Genomic DNA, 18,912 nt, shown 5'->3' on the forward strand with positions numbered 1-18,912 from the left:
CAAGAAATTGTCCCTTTACGCTATGCATCAGGCGGACGAGGTCAAAAGTGGCGCGAAGATCCGGATGGTGGCGTAGATGAGTGATCTAATAAATGGGCTCGACGGGCCAAGAAGCGCCCAGCAGGAGCTTTTTTATGGCCTTGAGGACGCTGCTGCGATCATCAGTTGGTCGGTGATTGAGCTAACAGATATGGCTAGTAGACCCAAGGATGGCCAATCTGCCTTTCTTTTGAAAATTTGCAAGATGTTGAAAGCTGAGCAAGACAAGCTGCGCGGCTATGCGACAGAAGTGAAGACTGGAACGATTGTGCGCGCCACACCCGAATAAGTGGCGCGGTAGGAATTTTACGAGGTAGTCATGGGGCCAAGAAAGCCTGCGGTGGGACTGAAGCGTGACCTGAAGGAGATAGCTGACAATTTGGAACTTGTATCTGGCGAACTGAGCAAGCTGGCTGAGCGCATTGATGGAGTGGATATCACCGCCGTCCTTAATCTGATGTCCATGCTGTACAGCGACGCGGACAAGCTAAGGGCTTATGCGGCAGAGGTGAAGGCGGGGAGGATTGTGCGGGCTAAGACGTACTGAAAATCCATGCACTGAATCCTTCTCAGCGCCATTTCTTTCGGATGCCCCTAGCAAGACGTAACTGGTGGTATAAACTTGAGTCTGATCCTCATGACTTTTACAGCCCGTCTCCCCTTGGCGGGCTTTTTTTACTAATAACCTTTACGTCCTCCATCGAGTTCCTTACCCGCTTGAGTAAGACAGAGCCCGCGTCTATGTGCGGCTCGCGCCATTTCGCTCCGGTGACAAGTTCTGCGTAAGCTCCGCCCAAAATACCTTACGGCCAGAACCTGTCTCTGTGCCAAGTCAGCATACGGGGTACCGGGTAACACGCCTTTCTGACTCCAACGTCTACGTGTTACGAACACGCCATGGCTACTTATCTCCGCACGCGAGTGATCGGAATGTTACCGACGTATGGCTTGGTGAGGATCAAAAACTCAACGCCATGGGCTCTGGCTGATGGCACTATGAAGGTTGACTTCGACGGTGAGTAACAGCGATGCAAACTCGGCGGCTGGACAACGAGCAGTTACGCGCGATGATAACGAGCCAGATAGACCTTCGCGATGCCCTTAGGATATTGGCAGCTCGGGCACCTGTGATGAAATCGCGTCGCTTAGAGTCTGCGTATTGGGGTTTACTTTCACTGCTAATCCTCAGCGCAGATTTTTGGGCGTTGATGATTGGCGAAATGATCGTCAAGGAAATGAACTGCCCAGGTGATCAGCGTGATTGGCATTTAACGGAATGTTAAGCGCTTCAATTTATGGTAAGCGTCTACCCGACACTCTGCGTGATGAAACGGTCGCACCATCGGTGCGGGAGCAATTCGGTAATTTCACTCGCTCGCTGCGTTGGCAGCCGCGTCAGCACATCTTTGAGATAGGCATACGGATCATGCCCATTCATGCGCGCCGACTGGATCAAACTCATGATCGCCGCCGCACGTTTACCGCTGCGTAACGAGCCCGCGAACAGCCAGTTGGAGCGCCCAATAGCCCACGGCCGGATTTGATTCTCGCACCAGTTATTATCGATGGGCACAGCACCGTCATCGAGATAGCGCGTCAGCGCTATCCAGCGTTTGAGGCTGTAATCCAGGGCCTTGGCGATGGCCGAACCCTCAGGCACAAGCTGTCTTTGGGCGATCATCCAGGTATGAAGTGCGTCGGCGATTGGCGCTGCTTTTTCCTGCCGTATTCGCTGCCGATCACCCGGTTCCAGCTCTCGGACTTCTCGTTCAACTTCGTACAAGGCCGCGATGTAATGCAGCGCTTTTTCGGCGACCTGGCTCTTATTGGTCGCGTGCAAGTCGAAGAACTTCCGGCGGGCATGGGCCATGCAGCCGATCTCCGTAACGCCCAGTTCAAAGCCTGCCTTGTAGCCGGCAAAGTCATCGCAGACCAGCTTGCCGTTCCAACTGCCCAAGAAGGCTCGGGCATGTTCGCCAGCGCGGCTCGGGCTGAAGTCGTAAACGACCGCCGCCAGGTCGGAGAACTGACTGGTGGCATAGGCCCAGACGTAAGCGCGATGAGTTTTTTTTCGCGCCAGGCGTCAGCATTTGTACCGGCGTCTCGTCGGCGTGAACGACGCCGTGCGTCAGCACGGCTTCGCGCAGCGCATCAACCAGCGGCTGTAATTGCACGCCGCAGTTGCCCACCCACTGCGCCAAGGTCGAACGGGCGATGGGCAGCCCGGCGCGGCCGAAGATTTTCTCTTGGCGATACAGCGGCAGATGGTCGGCGAACTTGGCCACCATGATGTGGGCCAGCAGGCCTGCGGTCGGGACGCCTTTGTCGATGACGTGCGCCGGTACCGGCGCCTGGATTAGCGTTTCGCACTGCTCGCAGGCCCATTTCCCACGGATGTGACGCTCGACGGTGAATACGCCGGGCGTGTAGTCGAGCTTTTCGCTGGCGTCTTCGCCGATGCGCTTGAGGGCGCAGCCGCACTGGCAGTGGCTGTTGTCCGGTTCGTGATGGATCAGTGCGCGAGGAAACTGCGGTGGCAGCGGTGCGCGCTTGGGTTGCTGGCGCACTTTGGCTTCGACAGGTGCCGGTTGCAGCGCCTCAAATTCGGCTTCGATAGCGGCGATATCCGTATCGATCAAGTCGTCGAGCAGGCTGGCTTGATCCGGGCTCAACTGCTCGCTGCGCTTGGCAAACTTGAAGCGTTTGAGCAGCGCGATCTCGTGGGCCAGTTTCTCGTTGACCGACTTGTGATGAATGATTTGCTTGTCCATCGTCTCGACGCGCTGGATCAACTGCGCCGCCAAGGAACGCAGTTCTTCAGGGTTTAATTGATCGAGATTCGGATGCGAAGTCATACCGCCGATTTTGCCAGAGAGGGCTAGTGGCGGCGATAGACTGATGGGCCAATTGCGCTGGCAAGCAGGCCATGGCAGGCGAGTTAGAGCACCGTGATGGCTCCTCCGGAACCGACGCGTTGCCAAGGTAAGCCGAGCACCAAGGCTTGAAGTTGCTCTACATCCAACTCGACTTCAGAGCCGTGCCGCACGCCCGGCCAAAAGAAACGTCCTTGATTCAAGCGCCGGGCAGCAAGCCAAATCCCCAAGCCATCATGCACCAGCACTTTCATGCGATTGGCACGACGGTTGGCAAACAGATAAGCACAGTGCGGCTTCGCCGCACCGAACACCGCCACGACCCGCGCCAGCGCAGTTTCAGTGCCGGCGCGCATGTCCATTGGCTCGGTGGCGAGCCAGATGGAGTCGATGCGGATCATCGCAGCAGGTCTCGCAGGAAAGCAGAACACGCCGCTGCATTTTCTGCCGGCCAACTCACCACGACTACGCCTTTTGAATGCGGCACTTCGATTCGGATCGTGGCAGGAAGGGCCTGATGCATCGGCACCGGCGGCGATGTCTTGACCGGGATGAAGGCGGTTTGAAGTGTCAGGTGTTTCTGCGCATGCACCCGTATCCATTTATGGACGAGGTTGGCGTTGAGATTGTGGGTCAACGCGACATTGGCGATCGAAGTGTCAGGCTGCGCGCATTCGGCATGACCTGGGCCTTGAAGGACTTGGAATAGGAACGGCGTTCTTGTGGCATAGGCGTCCGCTTAAAAAGGCTAAAAATGGTGTCCACTTAAATTTAGGTGGACACCATCGCCTCAAGCGACGGTGTCAGGAAGGTGTGTTGCCCGGACGGTTACGCCGGGCTGACCTGCGCAAAGTGTGCTCCCCAACTGCTTACAAAGATATTACGCGCGTGCGCACCAATGAGATTGGACTTGGGTTTCTGAGGGTCCAGGCTTGGCTTATATCAGCTCGCTCCGGGGAACTGCTGCTCCTTATAGTCTTCACCAAGCAGCATCTTTAGGTGACGATTATTCAGATCCCATAGCTCCTTTACGGTAAGGGGTGGAGCATCGACGACTCTCATCAGCCCACGTTGACTGGGAAAATCAACCGGGTTTTTGGCTCGTGGATTGGTAACAAGAATACCCGGACGCACCAGACCTTCAGCCAGTCGCTCTTCGGTTTCTGCTTTATCTCGCAGAATCATCAATACGCCGTAATCCTCTCTCAGGGTCACCTGCAGCACCGCAGAAATTATTGACGCGCGCTCTGCGATGTCCGCAGCCCGTGGTTCGGCAGGGTTTCCGAACAGACTGACAGGCACAGGCCCACGACGGCCACCACCCCTTCCAGTCTCCGGCCTATTGTCCACGAGCTCCCTATACGTGCTTTTCCGTACGTGGCTCTCTCCCTTACTGTCAGACTCCCAAATAGAATGACCGAACCCATGAACGGCATGCTCAGCAAGAGACTGGCCACCTACCCCGCCGTCAGCGTTGTGACTTACTCCGTAGAAGAATGAGTCAGGGCAAAGGAGCGCATCGTTCAATACAATGACGAGCACATCCTGGAGACCAACCACTCCATCCCTCAAGTACCCTTCGTACTTGTTTAATTTCTCCGCGATTGCACCCGTTATCCGAAGTAGCGTCCGCTGCCGGAGCTCTGTAGCGGCTTCAGGACAGGGATTCAGAGGATCATGAGACGCGAATAGCTCATTGATTTTCGCATCGTCGCCAGTCGACGGAGTGATCAGCTCAAGACAGATTTGCTTTCCGCCCTGCTGAACCCGAAAGTCCGGCCCCCATCCACCAGGCGACGGCTTAGGGTCATAGCCTGCATGCTTCAATCGCTCAAATAGCAGCATTTCGCCTAGCCGCTGGGCAGATTTATTGCTGTTGCCGGAGCACAGCTCTGCAAGGAACTGAGGGTCCGCGCACTCACTGGTATCAAAACTCGTGTAGGTAGCAAGTAGGTTTTCGTGAGCTTTCTCTACGAACTCAGCTGGAAATCCCTCTTCGTAGCGCCGATTTAATGTTGCCTTCCAGCGCTGGAACAGCTCTTCGATGTTCATCACCGCGTTACCCCCTCTCTGAAAAAAACGTCACGCAGCCAAAAAACACTAGAGGTCACAAAGATACTCTGGCCGTGCATCAAGAGCTGATCGACAGTGGGAAGTTTCGCATCCTGGGCGCATCTAATTTTTCAGCACGGCAGCTCCGTGAGACGAGCTCAGCCGCCGCGAATCTTCCAACCCGAGTATAACCTTTACGACCGTGGAAGCTTTGAGACTGAGCTCAAACCTGTTTGCGAAGTGCTCGCCTTGGGCGTAGTCACGTACTACAGCCTCGCCTTGTACTTCCTCACCGGAAAATACCGCGCCAAAAACCCATCGAGGGGACTTCTCGCTACGAAGACTTGGCTAGGTAAATTGATGCACGCGGACAAAAATCCTTGATGCGTTGTAGATAGTGGCGCAGCGTCATGAAGCCGTGCCACTCCCCGAGTGGCACGAGTTGCCATTGATAACAAAGCTCAACCCGCAACAGACTCGGGTAGGCAATCTGAAAACTCACGCTGTAATCCTGCCATTCGCCCTTCCTCGGGCCGAATGCCTGCCATGATGCGAATAAGATCACCAGAAATGCCTAGTAAGGCATTAGACAGACGCACCATCATAATAGCTAAGTCTACCGGGAATCCTTCCCCGTGGCGGATCACAGCGTGTATCCCACCGTGAACAAAAGAGTTGAGAGGGTACCAGGAAGAGTCTTTGAATTCCCTGAGCGACTTGACAGGTGCGTGCGGTGCTTTTTCCTGGACTGCATTAAGCATGGAGTTTATGGACACACTGGCCCTGCTGGCCCGTCTTCCGCTACTCGGTGTGAGTTCCGCTAACAACTCATCTACTTGCTCATTCGAGGCCCCGTACAGCGACCACATCGCTCGCACCAGCGACTCATACTGAACCCTCATCAACGCCGCTGCGGACGAACACAGTCCAGCTGCTACGAGGCTCTTGACGCCGCGAGAGTGCTCAAAGCTAAGACTACAGAGCCTTCTCGCTGTCTCAAAACGTCGCGCAGAACCTAAAGGCTCAAAGGAAAAAAACTCATTGATCCGTTCATCATACAGCGATGATCGCATTAACAAGTCGATAAGATCCATACAAGCGCTTCCAGGTTCTTTATTGCTCCGGAGCTTACGGCACAGATGGAGAGGTGAACAAGCGCCCTTCCTTCCAGAGAGGAAAGAGCACACGAGTATCTGTCGAGGTCGATCACTGAAGTAGGCACCTCAAACGGCGATACAATACTCGCGGCAGCTAGCATGCCTCCCTATTCAGATTTTCGGAAACAATTGACCACCGCAAGCATCGTCAATCTCCAGAACTAATGAATCGCAGGCACTCGTTACGCAACAATGAGCATTCGCTAGCAAACGGTCACTTCGCACTATCAGGTTATTTTTGTTGCGCTTAATAAACACAACTCCTGCAACAAGAGGCCCTCTACTGAGTTAGCAACACCGTTTCTACCTGCTACCAAGGTACCCTCACTATTCCAGGGACTTGGGTAACGCAACAGCCTCCAAGCTCGCTCTCTTTCAGCGACAAGATGTTTCGAGATTAGCCCGGTTGCGCGCAGATTTTGCAGCGATCAAATCACCTCAGCCACTCATTCTCCCGTCAGCTTCTCAAACAGCTGCGCGTGTTCGGGAAATTGCTCGGTAAGCTGCTGCTGAATGCCCAACTGCATATCTGCAAAATCAAACCCTGGTGTAACCGCTTCGCTGATCAGGCCGTATCCCGCCAGTCCATTTGTAAGCTGCGAAGCTTTCCAGATGCCGCCCGGTACATGCAGCTGCAAACATTGTCCGGCGATTATATCGCTGCCCATCACAACCGTTTTTAATGTGCCGTCCGGAAATATCAGGCTGTACTGAATCGCATCTCCCAGATGGTAGTAATGCACGATGTCCGATTGGTTCAGATGAAAATGGCCTATTGGCGAATCCTTGGTCAGCAAGTAGTAAATGGATGTCATCAGGTAGCGCCGGCCCCCAACGGTCTCGACCATCGCGTGGTGATCGTTTTGAAAGGTTCTGCGGTAGAAACCGCCTTCCATGTGGGGCTCGAGGTTCAGTGTTGCGATCACAGCCTCGGCGCTGGGAATGTGTTTATCAAAGGTGTTGGTAGTCATGTTGATTGAGCTCTCCAGCCTTTGAAATAGCGCGCAATCAATGCACTAGAGCTATTACGGCAATGCATGTAATTAATAATAACTATGCTAAATAGCTCTTTAGTAGAGCTAGCCATTAGAGCTTGAACGCACGAGTACTCAGTACCCTCGCCCACTATTGTTATTCACGCCGCACTTGTGTTTGCGACACGAGCGGTGCGAATAAACAAGGCGCGCACTTTCTCCCAGAAATTCCCCCCCAATACGAAAAAGCTACCGATCAGCATGAGGTCACCCAGCGCTTGAGCTTGCCAGAGGTTGGGTCTGAGCCCCGGCCAAATGCTGTCGACGTAGGGTTCAAGAAAGGAGGAAATCAGTGGCACAAAGAACATAACGATGCCAATTTTGTGACGCCATGGGCCCACTTCGACTTCCGTGCTGGGTGCAAGTGAGGACACATAACCGAACAGGCTGCGCTTTAACTGTTGGAATCCGGATTTGCCCATGATGGCAATGGCGAGAATCAGCAGGATTTTGTTGCTGATGAACAGCACACCCGTCAGTGCAGCGATCTTTGAACCCGCCACATCGGCTGCCGCGGCGAGAGGCACTAACAGCCAGGAGCCCAGCATCAAGCAGATAATGACTATGCCCAACTTAAAGCGCCAGCCAGTTGAATGGGCTTCAACGACACCCTGGGTGTTATTCATAATCGTCGTACCTTTTTAACCGATCACAGTAGATTTGATGGCGCTTAAAAAGCGTAGCAGCCATGTGTCCATTTGGACGGCTATGCTCCAGTGATCTTTGTTGGTCGGGAAATGCGTAATGCATCCAGGTACAACCCTGCTGAATTGGCCAGGCCGGCTCGTGCTGCTTGGCGTACTAGGCCTCAATGGCTGCGTACGTCTTGGGCCGGACTTCCAGCCGCCCGGCGAAGAATGGGTCAAACACTGGACCACCCCTGCCCTCGAGCAATCCAGCCAGCGCAGCCTGAACCCGGACATTCGTCAGTGGTGGCAAGTCTTCGCCGATCCGGTCCTCAATCGTTTGATAGCCGAGTCGGATGCACGCAACTCCAGCCTCAAAATCGCCGGCCTGCGCGTCATGGAAGCCCGTGCCCAACTCGGCATTGCTCAAAGCGGTCTTTACCCGCAACTGCAGCAAGCCAGTGTCGACAGTCTTTACTTTAACCGCAGGCAATCCGGCGGGACCAACCCGCAGGACAGCCATTTTTGGCAACACAGCGCGGGGTTCGACGTGGGTTGGGAGTTGGACTTCTGGGGCCGCTTCAGTCGCGCCATCGAGTCGTCCGACGCCAGCTACTTCGCCGCCCAGGCCAACTATGAAGACGTGCTCGTACTGCTGCGCGCACAAGTGGCCGATACCTATTTCTCACTGCGCACCACCGAAGCCCGTTTACGCGTCGCCCAGGAAAACGCCAAACAGCAAAAGCGCAACTTCGAGATTACCGAGAAGCTCTTCAACAGTGGCCAAACTGCAGAGCTCGACCTGCAACAAGCCAGAACCCAGTACCTAGGCACGTTGAGCACCATCCCCAATTTCGAAGACCAGTTGCAACGGACCCGCAATGCGTTGGCGGTGTTGATTGGACAGCCACCCGGCGCGCTGCCGCAACTGGTTGAGAACGTGGGATTGATCCCGCTGGTCGACCGTGCCGTATTGCAAGATGTACCGGCCAACCTGCTGCTGCGTCGACCCGACGTGCGCGCCGCCGAGCTTAATGTCGCCGCCCAGTCAGCGCTGATCGGTGTGGCCGAGAGCGATTTCTATCCGTCGCTGACCTTGCTCGGCAGCATCGTCTGGTCAACCGACACGCTCAGTGGCACGCCCCGGAATCTGGATTTGATCGGCGGCCCCAGTCTGCGCTGGAATCTGTTCGATCACGGCCAGATCAGCAACAACGTGCGCGTGCAGGATGCGCGGTTGCAGCAGCTGATCGAGGCCTACCGCGACAAAGTTCGCCAGGCGGCACGCGAGGCGGACGATGCGGCCTATGGCTTGATCAAATCCCTGGAGCGCGAAGGCATTCTGCGTGAGGCCGAAGTAGCCGCCAAGCGTTCGCTGGTGTTGGCCAGCGCGCAGTATCGCGAAGGTTATTCGGACTTCCAGCGTGTGCTGGATGCGCAGCGAGCCCTGCTCGAACAACAGGATAATTATCTGGTCGCCCGCAGCAATGCCGTGAGTAATGTCATTGCCTTGTACAAAGCCGTGGGCGGTGGCTGGTACAGCGCCCAACCGAAAGTTGATCCAGCCACCCGCCAGCAAATGGAAAAACGCACCGACTGGGGCGATCTGCTGGAAGAGCCAGCCACTGCACAGCCTGCCATTCCAATGTCTTACAAGGTAAAAGACCAATGAGTGAAACAGCCCCTTCCTCGTCCGAGCCCCCAGTCGCCCAGGCATCAGCGCCGACCGCCGACCCGGCGAAAAAAGGCATCAAGTGGGTGCTGTTAGTGATACTCCTGAGCCTGACCTGGTACCTGTTGGCGGATCGTTTCACACCCTATACCCAACAGGCCCGGGTGGGTGCCTTTGTGATTCCGGTCGCCTCGGAAGTGGCAGGCCGCGTGATCCGGGTGAACGTGCGCAACAACCAGGACGTCAAGGCCGGCGAAATTCTGTTCGAGGTGGACCCTCAGCCGTACCAGATTGCCGTCGACCGTGCGCGCGCCGACCTTGAATCGACCCGCCGACAGATCGGTGCCAGCACCGCCGGCATTGCCTCGGCGCAAGCCAATTTGCGGGCCGCCCAGGCCAATGAACTCAAGGCGCGCCAGGACAACCAGCGGCTTGAGGGTTTGTATCGCGAAGACCCCGGCACCATTTCCGTGCGCCTGCTCGAAGTGTCTCGCGCCAACCGCGAACAGGCTGTGAGTCAGGTCGCCGCTGCCCGCGCCGAAGTGCAGCGCGCGCGCGAGCAGGAAGGTGGCAGCGAGGAAGACAACGCCTTGCTGCGCAGTGCCGCCACGGCCTTGTCCAAAGCCGAACTGGATCTGTCCAACACGCAGATTCGCGCTCGCTCGGCCGGGCTGATTACGGATCTGCGTACTGACGCTGGGCAATTCGCTGCGGCGGGTAGCCCGGTCATGACCCTGATCGCCATTCATGATGTGTGGATCAGCGCGGACATGACCGAGAACAACCTGGGTCTGGTGAAGCTCGACACGCCCGTTTCGATTGTTCTGGATGCGCTGCCGGGCGAGGTTTTCGAAGGCCGTGTGCGCAGCGTCGGTTACGGCGTCAGCGTGGGGCAGACACCCGCGCCTGGCACCTTGCCCAGCGTGCAGAACAGTCGCGACTGGTTGCGTCCGGCCCAGCGTTTTCCGGTCATTATCGAGTTTTCACCAGACTCATTGAGCACGTTGCTTGACAGTCGGGGGATCCGTGCCGGTGGGCAGGCCGAAGTCATGGCCTTCCCCACCGAGGGCAATCCGCTGAACCCACTCGGCCACGTGTTTGTGGGGTTCATGAGCTGGTTGAGCTATGCCTACTAAAGGTATGTCGACTCGGCGCACGCCACGGGATCAACGCGCACTGCGCCTGGCCACCGGCACGGCGTTGAGCCTCACCGCCAGTTTCGGCCTCGGCTTGCCGATTCCCTTTATGGCGCCGGTGCTTTGCCTGCTGTTGCTGGCCTCGGTCAATCGCCCGCTGCCGTTCAAGGCCGGACTGGTTCTCGCACTGGCCGCCATGTTCACCACCGGCATCGGCCTGCTATTGATCCCGGTCCTGCGTTATTACCCCGTCAGCGGCGTGCTATTGATCAGCGTCGGTCTGTTCCTGGCCTTCCGCTTTGGCCTGCGTGGCGGAAACGCCTTGATCATGACCTTCCTGGTGATTGGCCTGACCATGATTTCCTCGGCCGGTATCGCCGAATTCGATCTGGCGGCGATGGTCATCGGCGCACTGGTGACAGGTTTGCTGCTCGCCGTTGTCGTCGTGGCGTTCAGTCATGGGTTATTCCCGGACCCACCCAATGCCCCTTCCCCGCCGCCTGCCCCACCCTTGCTGCCAGAAGAAGTCAGTCGGGTTGCGCTGCGTGCCACCCTGATCGTACTGCCGGCATTCCTGCTGGCGCTGATCGACCCGGCCGGTTATCTGCCCATCATCCTGAAGGCCGTCGGCCTGGGTCAGCAAAGCTCCACGACAAACGCCCGCATCGCCGGTCGCGAACTGCTCGGCTCGACGTTACTCGCAGGCCTGTTGGCGATCCTGTTCTGGAGCGCCCTCAGCCTGTTTGTGCATCTGTGGATGTTCTTTCTGTGGATGCTGCTGTTCGGCCTGGTGATGGCGCGCAAGCTGTATGGCTTGAGCCCGACGCGGTTTACCCCGGGATTTTGGCTCAATACCCTGATCACGCTGATCATCCTGTTGGGTCAGTCGGTACAGGACAGCGCAGCAGGCAAGGACGTTTACACAGCGTTCGCCATCCGCATGGGCTTGTTCATCCTCGTGACGCTGTATGCCTGCCTGATGGTTCATCTGCTCGATCAACGGCAGGAAAGTGCTCAAGGATTAACCTGATACCCCTTACCCTGCAGGCAACTGGTATAGGCGGTAGAACTGGTCGCAGCACTGGTTTTCTCTTGCGCCCGGCGCTCCTGGCGTTGACGCGAGCCTCCGACGACCGCGCCTGCCACGGCGGTTTCCTTGGCGCGATCCTGGCGATAGTCCTGCTTGCGGTCATCATCGACCTGATCATAAAACTCGTCATGCTGACGTCCCCGCACCTGCGCGCCCGCAGCCCCTGCGGCAGCGCCCGCCGCGGCGCCCTTCAGCCGTCCACCGCTCGGAGGCGGTGCAGCCGAGGCGCTCTGACCGGCCGCAATGTTGTGGCATTCGGTCATGTCCGTTTGGGTTTGTTGCGAACTCTGCCCTTTCATCGGCACGACCGTTTCCGCCCACCCCTGGGTCCAGGAAACCGACAGTGCGATGCACAGGCTAATGGATGACAACCTTTTCATGATGACCTCCGACAGGGCCCGGCACTCTGCAAGCACACTGGGTCGGTAGACAGACCGCTCAATACGTCACACCTCGTGATCCTGAGCGCGGTTCAGCATAAAAGATTGTAGATCACCCCTTCACACACGCCCTCCTTCCCTATTCATGGTCCGCGTACAGAACTATTTTTCGCGCCTGCACACGTCATGACCTAACCTGAATGGCTAAAGCCGCTGGAGGCATGCCTATGCGTCCTGCATTGAAATTACTCATGTTCGTTGTGTTCGCGCTGTTGGGGGCGAACATCGGCGAGCTGTCGGCGGATGAACTACCCAACACATCTAGCAACGGTGAGGCCAGCGCTACCGCTACGGTGTCAAAAAGCGATCTGGAAGCACTGCAACTAAGGCTGGACACCCTTAAACAGAAGGTCTCACTGACCAGTAACTACACCCAGTTAGTGGGCTTTCAGGACAACGTTCAGTTGCTCTTCAGTGATGTGGACAAGTTGGCGGCGCTGTTACTTCCCGAGCAGGCACAATTGCAAGCACAACTCAGTGTGCTCGGGACGGCGTCCGCCAACAGCCTTGCCGCGGAAAAGTCCGATATCGTGAAACAGAGGTCCTATCTCACCGCACAAAAAGACAAGGTGGATAACGATCTCAACATACTGCTGGCGATCAAAGAAGGCGCGACTAACCTCATCGCCCAGATTGCCAGCATTCGGCGTACCCAACTGGAAACCGAACTGGCCCAGCGCACCGCCAGCTTCCTCAACCCCCGGTTCTGGTTACCTATGTTTTCTCCACTGCAGGAGGATAAAAACCGTCTGAGGTTCTTGATCGACCAGTCCAACAGTGTCATCCAGTCCGTCTGGCAACCCGGCCGGCGTGCCGCGACCGTCACGTTGTTATTGCTGGCCCTGGCCTTCTGGACGCCGGGGCGAAGACTGGCTGAACGTGGTTTGACATGGGTCTGCATCCATCGAGTACCGGAAGGTCGCCTGCGCCGAAGTTCATTGGCGATAGCGACGGTAGTTGCCACGATGTTGAGCGCAGGTTGCGCAATACAGCTCATCTCCGCTGCAGCTACCCGGCTAGAACCATTGCCGCAGCCACTGCAAGGTTACTTCGACGATGTCGAGAAAGTCGCTTACGCCTGCGCCATGATTATCGGACTGAGTCGGGCCCTGCTGTCTAAACGCAATCCCTCATGGCGGTTGCCCGGCATCGCCGATGAAGTGGCACTTGCAATAAGCCCTTTTCCGGCGCTGCTGGCCGGATCAATGCTGATACTCCTCTCGCTGGTACAAGTCACCAATGCGACGGGTATGAGTACGCAAGTGGTTCTGTTCAGCCGTGGCGTCGTGTCATTAGTCGTCATCATGATTATCGGTGCGCTATTGCTACGCGTCAGTAAAACCCGCCGAGCGATGGTCATTGCCGGGGAACACCCGGAGTCAGGGACTACGCTGGCGGGGCTGATTTATACCGGCGTCAGTATCGCCATGTTGATCTCGATTTTTGGCCTGCTGATCGGTTACATCTCCCTGGCCCGGTTCATCACTTACGAAATTGTCTGGCTCTATATCGTTATTGCCAGCTTCTATTTACTGACGCAGTTGTTCAGGGACTTGTGTGATTACCTGTTTTCGCCAAAGCACCCCAGCGGCAAAACGATCAAACAGCTGCTGGGTATCGGCGACGTACGGCTGGAACAGATCGAGGTTGTTGTGGCGGGTATTGGCCGAGCGGCCTTACTCCTGATTGCCGTGATTACAACGATTGTGGGGGGGATTGGAGCGACCTTTGGCCAACTGACTGACAGGGTTTCAGCGATCCTCGGCGGCGATGGCCTGCGCAAGTTGAACATCATTCCGGGCAATCTGTTGAATGCGGTTCTCGCGCTGTTGATCGGTATTTACCTGATTCGATCGCTGCGCAGATGGCTGGATAACGAATTCCTGCCGAAAACCGATATGGACCCCGGCATGGGTGCGTCGCTGAGCACTCTGTTCAGTAATATCGGCTACGTACTGGTCATTCTGCTGGCGTTGTCTTCCTTGGGCGTCCAATGGACGAATCTGGCCTGGATCGTCAGTGCGTTGTCGGTGGGGATCGGCTTCGGCTTGCAGGAAATCGTCAAGAACTTCGTATCCGGGTTAATCCTGCTCACCGAGCGACCGGTCAAGGTCGGCGACCTGATCAGCATCAGCGGGGTCGAAGGCGATATCCGGCGGATCAATGTCAGGGCCACCGAGATACAGCTCAGTGACCGCTCGATCGTGATCGTGCCCAACTCGCAGCTTATTTCCCAGAACCTGCGCAATGTGACCATGGGCGGCAGCGCCCAAGGGGTGGCCACCCTCGAGCTGGTGTTCCCTCTGGATATCGACCCCGAACAAGTCAAAACCCTGCTGTACACCACCTATTGCGAACATGAAACCATCCTCGACAAACCCTCCCCCGTTGTTCGATTCAGCAACCTGAGCCCTGAAGGCATCACCCTAACCATCACCGGCTATGTCAGCAGCCCAAGGATTGTCAGCACGACCAAGAGCGATCTGCTTTTTGAGATCCTGAAGCGATTGAGTGCGGCCGGCATCGAATTGGCCAAGCCGGTCCCTCCCGCGTAATGCCCATCAATAGCCTAATGCTGTTCACTTAAGGTTGAGGGGCATATCCGTTTCTGCGGTGATGGCGGCTGGCGGTTTCGCTTTTACAGCGACTCACTTTTCCAAACGCCGAAAAGTAAGCAAAAGGCTTTGCCCCTCCATTCGGTGCCTCGCCTAGGCTCGGCATGCCCTCACTCCGGGAAAGGGGCGGCAGATCTGAAGCCAAAGCAACGGCAAGATCAAAAGATCAAAAGATCGCAGCCTCGCTTCGCTCGACAGCTCCTACAGGGGGAAGGGTGCACGCACGCTCCTCACCACTCAACAGGCCGAGCGTTAGCTCGCCTGCAGCTTTTGATCTTGATACACCGCCCCATCGAGAGGCCGAGTGGAGGTTCTGCGCAGTGGGCAACCCGGCATGGATGCCGGGTTAGCCGCCCCCGGCCATGGATGGCCGATGGCGGCGGGCCCACGGAGCAGGACCGGAGCGAGGGTATGCCGAGCCTAGGCGAGGCACCGAACGTCAGGGGCAGGAGCCCTTTGGTTACTTTGGGGCTTTTCCAAAGTGACCCGCCGTAAGGGCGGAACCCTAAGCATCCGTTACCGCAGAAACGGATATGCACCCCAAGCTTAAGTGAACAGCATTACATCAATAGCCTGCCTGGCGCCTGAACATGTTCGTGATCACACGGGATCGCCGTGATTTTTTGCGCCATCGAATGACACGATTATTTTCATAGCATTGCATTATGAAATAAAACATGTCATTTATAGCCACGCAAAATCATCAGGACTGACCCACCGTGCCAGATCGGATGGCCTGTACCACCCCAACGCCCCTCCAAGGAGTCAACAATATGAACAAGACAGAACTTCTAGGTGCTCTGGCACTGTGCGCCGCAAGCTTGCTGGCACACGCCGACGAAGACAGCCTGCGTATCGGTATCGAAGCCGCCTACCCGCCCTTCTCTTTCAAGACGCCAGAGGGCAACGTCAGTGGTTTCGACTACGACATCGGCAACGCCCTGTGCGAAGAAATGAAGGTCAAATGCGAGTGGGTCATCCAGGAATTCGACGGCATGATCCCGTCGCTCAAAGTGCGCAAGATCGATGCCGTGCTGTCATCGATGTCGATCACTGAAGACCGTATGAAGTCGGTCGACTTCAGCAAAAAGTACTACCACACGCCCGGCAAGTTCGCGATGAAGGCCGGCAATGTGATCAACGACCCGCTGGTTGATCTCAAGGGCAAGAAGGTCGGGGTGCAACGCTCATCGACCTACGACCGTTTCGCCACCGAGCAGCTTGAAAAAGCCGGGGTCGAAGTGGTGCGCTACGGCTCACAAAATGAAGCCTTCCTCGATCTGGCGTCGGGTCGACTGGACGCGACGCTCGCCGACATCGTCAACACCGATGAGAGCTTCATCAAAACGCCAGCAGGCAAAGGCTTCGCGCTGGTGGGACCTGACATCAGCGACCCGAAATATTTCGGCCGAGGCGCCGGGATCGCGGTGCGTAAAGGCGACAGCGTGAACGTTGCACGTCTGAGTACAGCGATCGACGCCATCCGCGCCAATGGCAAGTACCAGCAAGTGATGGCCAAGTACTTCGCGTTCGATATCTACGGCGAATAAACCTTACCTGAAACCCTGTGGCGCCGGCCTCTTGCGGGCGCTCTGGGCTCGTCTCGCGCGCCTTTTGGCGCTCGTTTGAGGAACTTCATCATGCTTCACGGCTACGGATCGAGCATTCTCGATGGCGCCTGGCTGACCATTAACCTGGCCCTGACCTCCATGAGCATGGCGATTGCTTTGGGTCTGATCGGCGCGGCCTTTCGGTTGTCGCCGCTCAAATGGCTGGCAATGCTGGGCGAAGGGTACACAACCCTGATTCGCGGTATTCCTGACCTGGTGTTGATCCTGCTGATCTTCTACGGCGGCCAGGATCTGGTGAACCGCATCGCCCTGGCGCTCGGTTACACCCGCTACATCGACATCAATCCCTTTATCGCCGGCGTCTGCACCATGGGCTTCATTTTTGGTGCCTATCTGTCAGAAACCTTTCGCGGCGCCTTTATGGCGATCCCTAAAGGTCAGGCCGAGGCCGGTGTGGCCTATGGCATGAGTGGCGGCCAGGTGTTCTGGCGGATTCTGGTGCCGCAGATGATTCGTTTCGCCATCCCGGGGTTCACCAACAACTGGTTGGTGCTGACCAAATCCACCGCGCTGATCTCGGTGATCGGCTTGCAGGACATGATGTTCAAAGCCAAGAACGCAGCGGACGCCACACATGAGCCGTTTACGTTTTTCCTCGCGGTGGCGGCGCTGTATCTGATGCTCACCAGCGTGTCATTGCTGGTGCTGCGCTATCTGGAAAAACACTACTCGGTCGGCATCAAAGCCGCCGAATTGTGATTGGGAGCAACCCCATGATTCTCGACTACCACCTGATCTGGGAAAACCTGCCGCTGTATTTCAATGGCGCCTTGTTGACCCTCAAAGTCCTGCTGATTTCCCTGGTCTTCGGCCTGGTGCTGGCGATTCCGTTGGCACTGATGCGGGTGTCCCGATCGCCCCTGATCAACTTCCCTGCGTGGCTCTACACCTACGTGATTCGCGGCACGCCGATGCTGGTGCAATTGTTCCTGATCTATTACGGCCTGGCGCAGTTCGCAGTGGTCCGTGAAAGCGCGCTCTGGCCGTACCTGTCCAGCGCAACCTTTTGTGCCTGCCTGGCCTTCGCGATCAATACCAGTGCCTATAGCGCGGAACTGCTGGCCGGCAGTTTGAAGTCCACGGCCCACGGCGAGATCGAAGCCGCCAAGGCCATGGGCATGTCGCGATTTACCCTGTACCGCCGCATTCTGCTGCCATCGGCCTTGCGCCGGGCGCTGCCGCAATACAGCAACGAAGTGCTGATGATGCTGCAAACCACCAGCCTGGCATCGATTGTCACCCTGGTGGACATCACCGGTGCCGCGCGTACGGTCAGTGCGCGGTTTTATCTGCCGTTCGAGGCGTTCATCACTGCCGGCCTCATCTACCTGGCCCTGACCTTCATCCTGGTTCGTCTGTTCAAGCTGGCCGAGCGTCGCTGGCTGGCGTACCTGGCACCGCGCAAGCACTAAGGAATTTTATGAAGCACATTGAATACCTGTTGCCGTGGAGTGCTTCGGGCACTGAACGGCGCCTGTCGCTGTTTCGCTTTGGCAGCGGACCGCGCAAGGCTTACCTCCAGGCGTCCTTGCACGCTGATGAGCTGCCGGGGATGCGCGTGGCGGTTGAACTCAAACGACGTCTGCGGGTGCTGGAAGAACAAGGTCGCCTGAACGGAGTGATCGAGCTGGTGCCGATGGCCAATCCGATTGGTATCGCCCAGATGTTCCAGGCCACCCATCAGGGGCGCTTCGAGTTCTCCAGCGGGAAGAATTTCAATCGGGATTTCCCGGAGCTGGCCGAAGCCGTGGCGCCGCTGCTGGAAGGAAAACTGGGAGACGATGCCGACATCAACACCACACTGACCCGCCAAGCCATGGCCGATGTCCTCGCCGACATGCCGCCAGCGATGTCGGAACTCGATGGCTTACGCCGCCTGTTGCTGCAGCATGCCTGTGACGCCGACGTGGTGCTGGACCTGCACTGCGATTTCGAGTCGATCATGCTGCTTTACGCCATGCCGCAAAACTGGCCGCGCTTGCGTTCGTTGGCCGCTCGACTCGGTGCCGGTGCCGCGCTGCTGGCCGAGGGTGCGGGCGGCAGTGCATTCGATGAAGCCTGTGCGATCCCTTGGTTGCGGTTGGCCGAGCTCTTTCCTGAAGCCGATATTCCGCTGGCCTGTGTGGCCACCACCATCGAGTTGCGCGGCATGGCCGACACCGAACGCGAGCCATGTGTCGATAGCGCCGAGGCCATTCTTGGCTACCTCGCCGAACAAGGCCTGATCAGCGGTGACTGGCCAGCAGCGCCAACAACCTGTTGTGAAGCGACGCCATTCGCCGGCGCGCAGTACGCCTATGCGCCGCACCCCGGGGTGGTGAGTTTTCTGCAACCGCTGGGTGCCCGGGTCAGGGTGGGCGATCCGCTGTTCGAAGTGCTGGATCCGCTGACCGATCGCCACAGCATCGTGCGCGCCAGCACCGACGGCATCCTCTATGCCCGAGAACGCCTGCGCTTTGCCCAGCCCGGTTTGTGGCTGGCCAAAGTCGCCGGCACCCGCCTTATTCGCCAAGGTCGCTTGCTCAGCGACTGATTCCAGAGAATAAA

At 57.1% G+C, this 18,912-nt stretch carries 16 protein-coding genes and 1 pseudogene; 10 read left to right on the forward strand and 7 right to left on the reverse strand.

Annotated features, from left to right (window positions below; genetic code table 11):
• The first annotated feature begins 76 nt into the window (after positions 1 to 76).
• Together ACMXYJ_RS18740 and ACMXYJ_RS18745 are read left to right on the forward strand one after the other, a co-directional pair.
• Positions 77 to 328: a hypothetical protein gene (locus tag ACMXYJ_RS18740; protein WP_415756373.1), complete on the forward strand. Its 252-nt coding sequence runs from the start codon at positions 77 to 79 to the stop codon at positions 326 to 328.
• Between the two features lie 30 nt (positions 329 to 358).
• Positions 359 to 586 (forward strand): hypothetical protein, encoded by a 228-nt coding sequence (locus tag ACMXYJ_RS18745; RefSeq protein WP_415756374.1) that lies wholly within the window; start codon positions 359 to 361, stop codon positions 584 to 586.
• Between the two features lie 759 nt (positions 587 to 1,345).
• Here the strand turns inward: ACMXYJ_RS18745 and tnpC are convergent.
• The 6 genes and pseudogenes from tnpC to ACMXYJ_RS18775 all read right to left on the reverse strand — a co-directional run bounded on the left by tnpC (position 1,346) and on the right by ACMXYJ_RS18775 (position 7,781).
• Positions 1,346 to 2,894, reverse strand: a pseudogene (tnpC, locus tag ACMXYJ_RS18750) (IS66 family transposase).
• An 83-nt stretch (positions 2,895 to 2,977) separates the two neighbouring features.
• A complete protein-coding gene (gene tnpB, locus ACMXYJ_RS18755; RefSeq protein ID WP_415756375.1) occupies positions 2,978 to 3,313 on the reverse strand; it encodes an IS66 family insertion sequence element accessory protein TnpB in 336 nt (111 codons plus the stop codon).
• 541 nt (positions 3,314 to 3,854) lie between these two features.
• The gene (locus ACMXYJ_RS18760; RefSeq protein ID WP_415756376.1) at positions 3,855 to 4,964 is read right to left on the reverse strand and encodes a hypothetical protein; all 1,110 of its coding nucleotides are present in this window, start codon (positions 4,962 to 4,964) and stop codon (positions 3,855 to 3,857) included.
• A 461-nt stretch (positions 4,965 to 5,425) separates the two neighbouring features.
• Entirely contained in the window at positions 5,426 to 6,058 is a 633-nt protein-coding gene (locus ACMXYJ_RS18765; protein ID WP_415756377.1) for a DUF6988 family protein, read from the reverse strand.
• 509 nt (positions 6,059 to 6,567) lie between these two features.
• The gene (locus tag ACMXYJ_RS18770) at positions 6,568 to 7,092 is read right to left on the reverse strand and encodes a cupin domain-containing protein (protein ID WP_415756378.1); all 525 of its coding nucleotides are present in this window, start codon (positions 7,090 to 7,092) and stop codon (positions 6,568 to 6,570) included.
• Between the two features lie 164 nt (positions 7,093 to 7,256).
• Positions 7,257 to 7,781, reverse strand: a complete 525-nt coding sequence (locus tag ACMXYJ_RS18775) for a transporter suffix domain-containing protein (RefSeq protein ID WP_415756379.1) — start codon at positions 7,779 to 7,781, stop codon at positions 7,257 to 7,259.
• 118 nt (positions 7,782 to 7,899) lie between these two features.
• Between ACMXYJ_RS18775 and ACMXYJ_RS18780 the strand changes: the two genes are divergently transcribed.
• Genes ACMXYJ_RS18780 through ACMXYJ_RS18790 form a run of 3 tightly spaced genes read left to right on the forward strand, consistent with a single transcriptional unit; the run spans position 7,900 to position 11,619 of the window.
• Positions 7,900 to 9,453 (forward strand): TolC family protein, encoded by a 1,554-nt coding sequence (locus ACMXYJ_RS18780; protein ID WP_415756380.1) that lies wholly within the window; start codon positions 7,900 to 7,902, stop codon positions 9,451 to 9,453.
• Entirely contained in the window at positions 9,450 to 10,589 is a 1,140-nt protein-coding gene (locus ACMXYJ_RS18785) for an HlyD family secretion protein (RefSeq protein ID WP_415756381.1), read from the forward strand. The genes ACMXYJ_RS18780 and ACMXYJ_RS18785 overlap by 4 nt, the downstream gene beginning before the upstream one ends.
• A 4-nt stretch (positions 10,590 to 10,593) precedes the next feature.
• Positions 10,594 to 11,619 (forward strand): DUF2955 domain-containing protein, encoded by a 1,026-nt coding sequence (locus ACMXYJ_RS18790; protein ID WP_415760760.1) that lies wholly within the window; start codon positions 10,594 to 10,596, stop codon positions 11,617 to 11,619.
• Here the strand turns inward: ACMXYJ_RS18790 and ACMXYJ_RS18795 are convergent.
• Entirely contained in the window at positions 11,604 to 12,059 is a 456-nt protein-coding gene (locus ACMXYJ_RS18795; protein WP_415756382.1) for a hypothetical protein, read from the reverse strand. The two genes, ACMXYJ_RS18790 and ACMXYJ_RS18795, sit on opposite strands and share 16 nt — an antisense overlap.
• Positions 12,060 to 12,286: 227 nt before the next feature.
• Here ACMXYJ_RS18795 and ACMXYJ_RS18800 point away from each other — a divergent pair, with 227 nt between their 5' ends.
• The 5 genes from ACMXYJ_RS18800 to ACMXYJ_RS18820 all read left to right on the forward strand — a co-directional run bounded on the left by ACMXYJ_RS18800 (position 12,287) and on the right by ACMXYJ_RS18820 (position 18,898).
• The gene (locus ACMXYJ_RS18800) at positions 12,287 to 14,674 is read left to right on the forward strand and encodes a DUF3772 domain-containing protein (RefSeq protein ID WP_415756383.1); all 2,388 of its coding nucleotides are present in this window, start codon (positions 12,287 to 12,289) and stop codon (positions 14,672 to 14,674) included.
• 833 nt (positions 14,675 to 15,507) lie between these two features.
• Positions 15,508 to 16,284, forward strand: coding sequence for an ABC transporter substrate-binding protein (locus ACMXYJ_RS18805; protein WP_046047038.1), 777 nt, complete (start codon positions 15,508 to 15,510; stop codon positions 16,282 to 16,284).
• A gap of 90 nt (positions 16,285 to 16,374) precedes the next feature.
• Positions 16,375 to 17,064, forward strand: a complete 690-nt coding sequence (locus ACMXYJ_RS18810; RefSeq protein WP_046047037.1) for an ABC transporter permease — start codon at positions 16,375 to 16,377, stop codon at positions 17,062 to 17,064.
• Between the two features lie 14 nt (positions 17,065 to 17,078).
• The gene (locus ACMXYJ_RS18815) at positions 17,079 to 17,777 is read left to right on the forward strand and encodes an ABC transporter permease (RefSeq protein WP_415756384.1); all 699 of its coding nucleotides are present in this window, start codon (positions 17,079 to 17,081) and stop codon (positions 17,775 to 17,777) included.
• An 8-nt stretch (positions 17,778 to 17,785) separates the two neighbouring features.
• On the forward strand, positions 17,786 to 18,898 hold the full coding sequence (locus ACMXYJ_RS18820) for a succinylglutamate desuccinylase/aspartoacylase family protein (RefSeq protein ID WP_415756385.1): 1,113 nt from the start codon (positions 17,786 to 17,788) through the stop codon (positions 18,896 to 18,898).
• Positions 18,899 to 18,912: the final 14 nt, after the last annotated feature.

This window comes from Pseudomonas arabinosi, assembly GCF_047758675.1.
Classification (GTDB): Bacteria; Pseudomonadota; Gammaproteobacteria; order Pseudomonadales; family Pseudomonadaceae; genus Aquipseudomonas; species Aquipseudomonas arabinosi.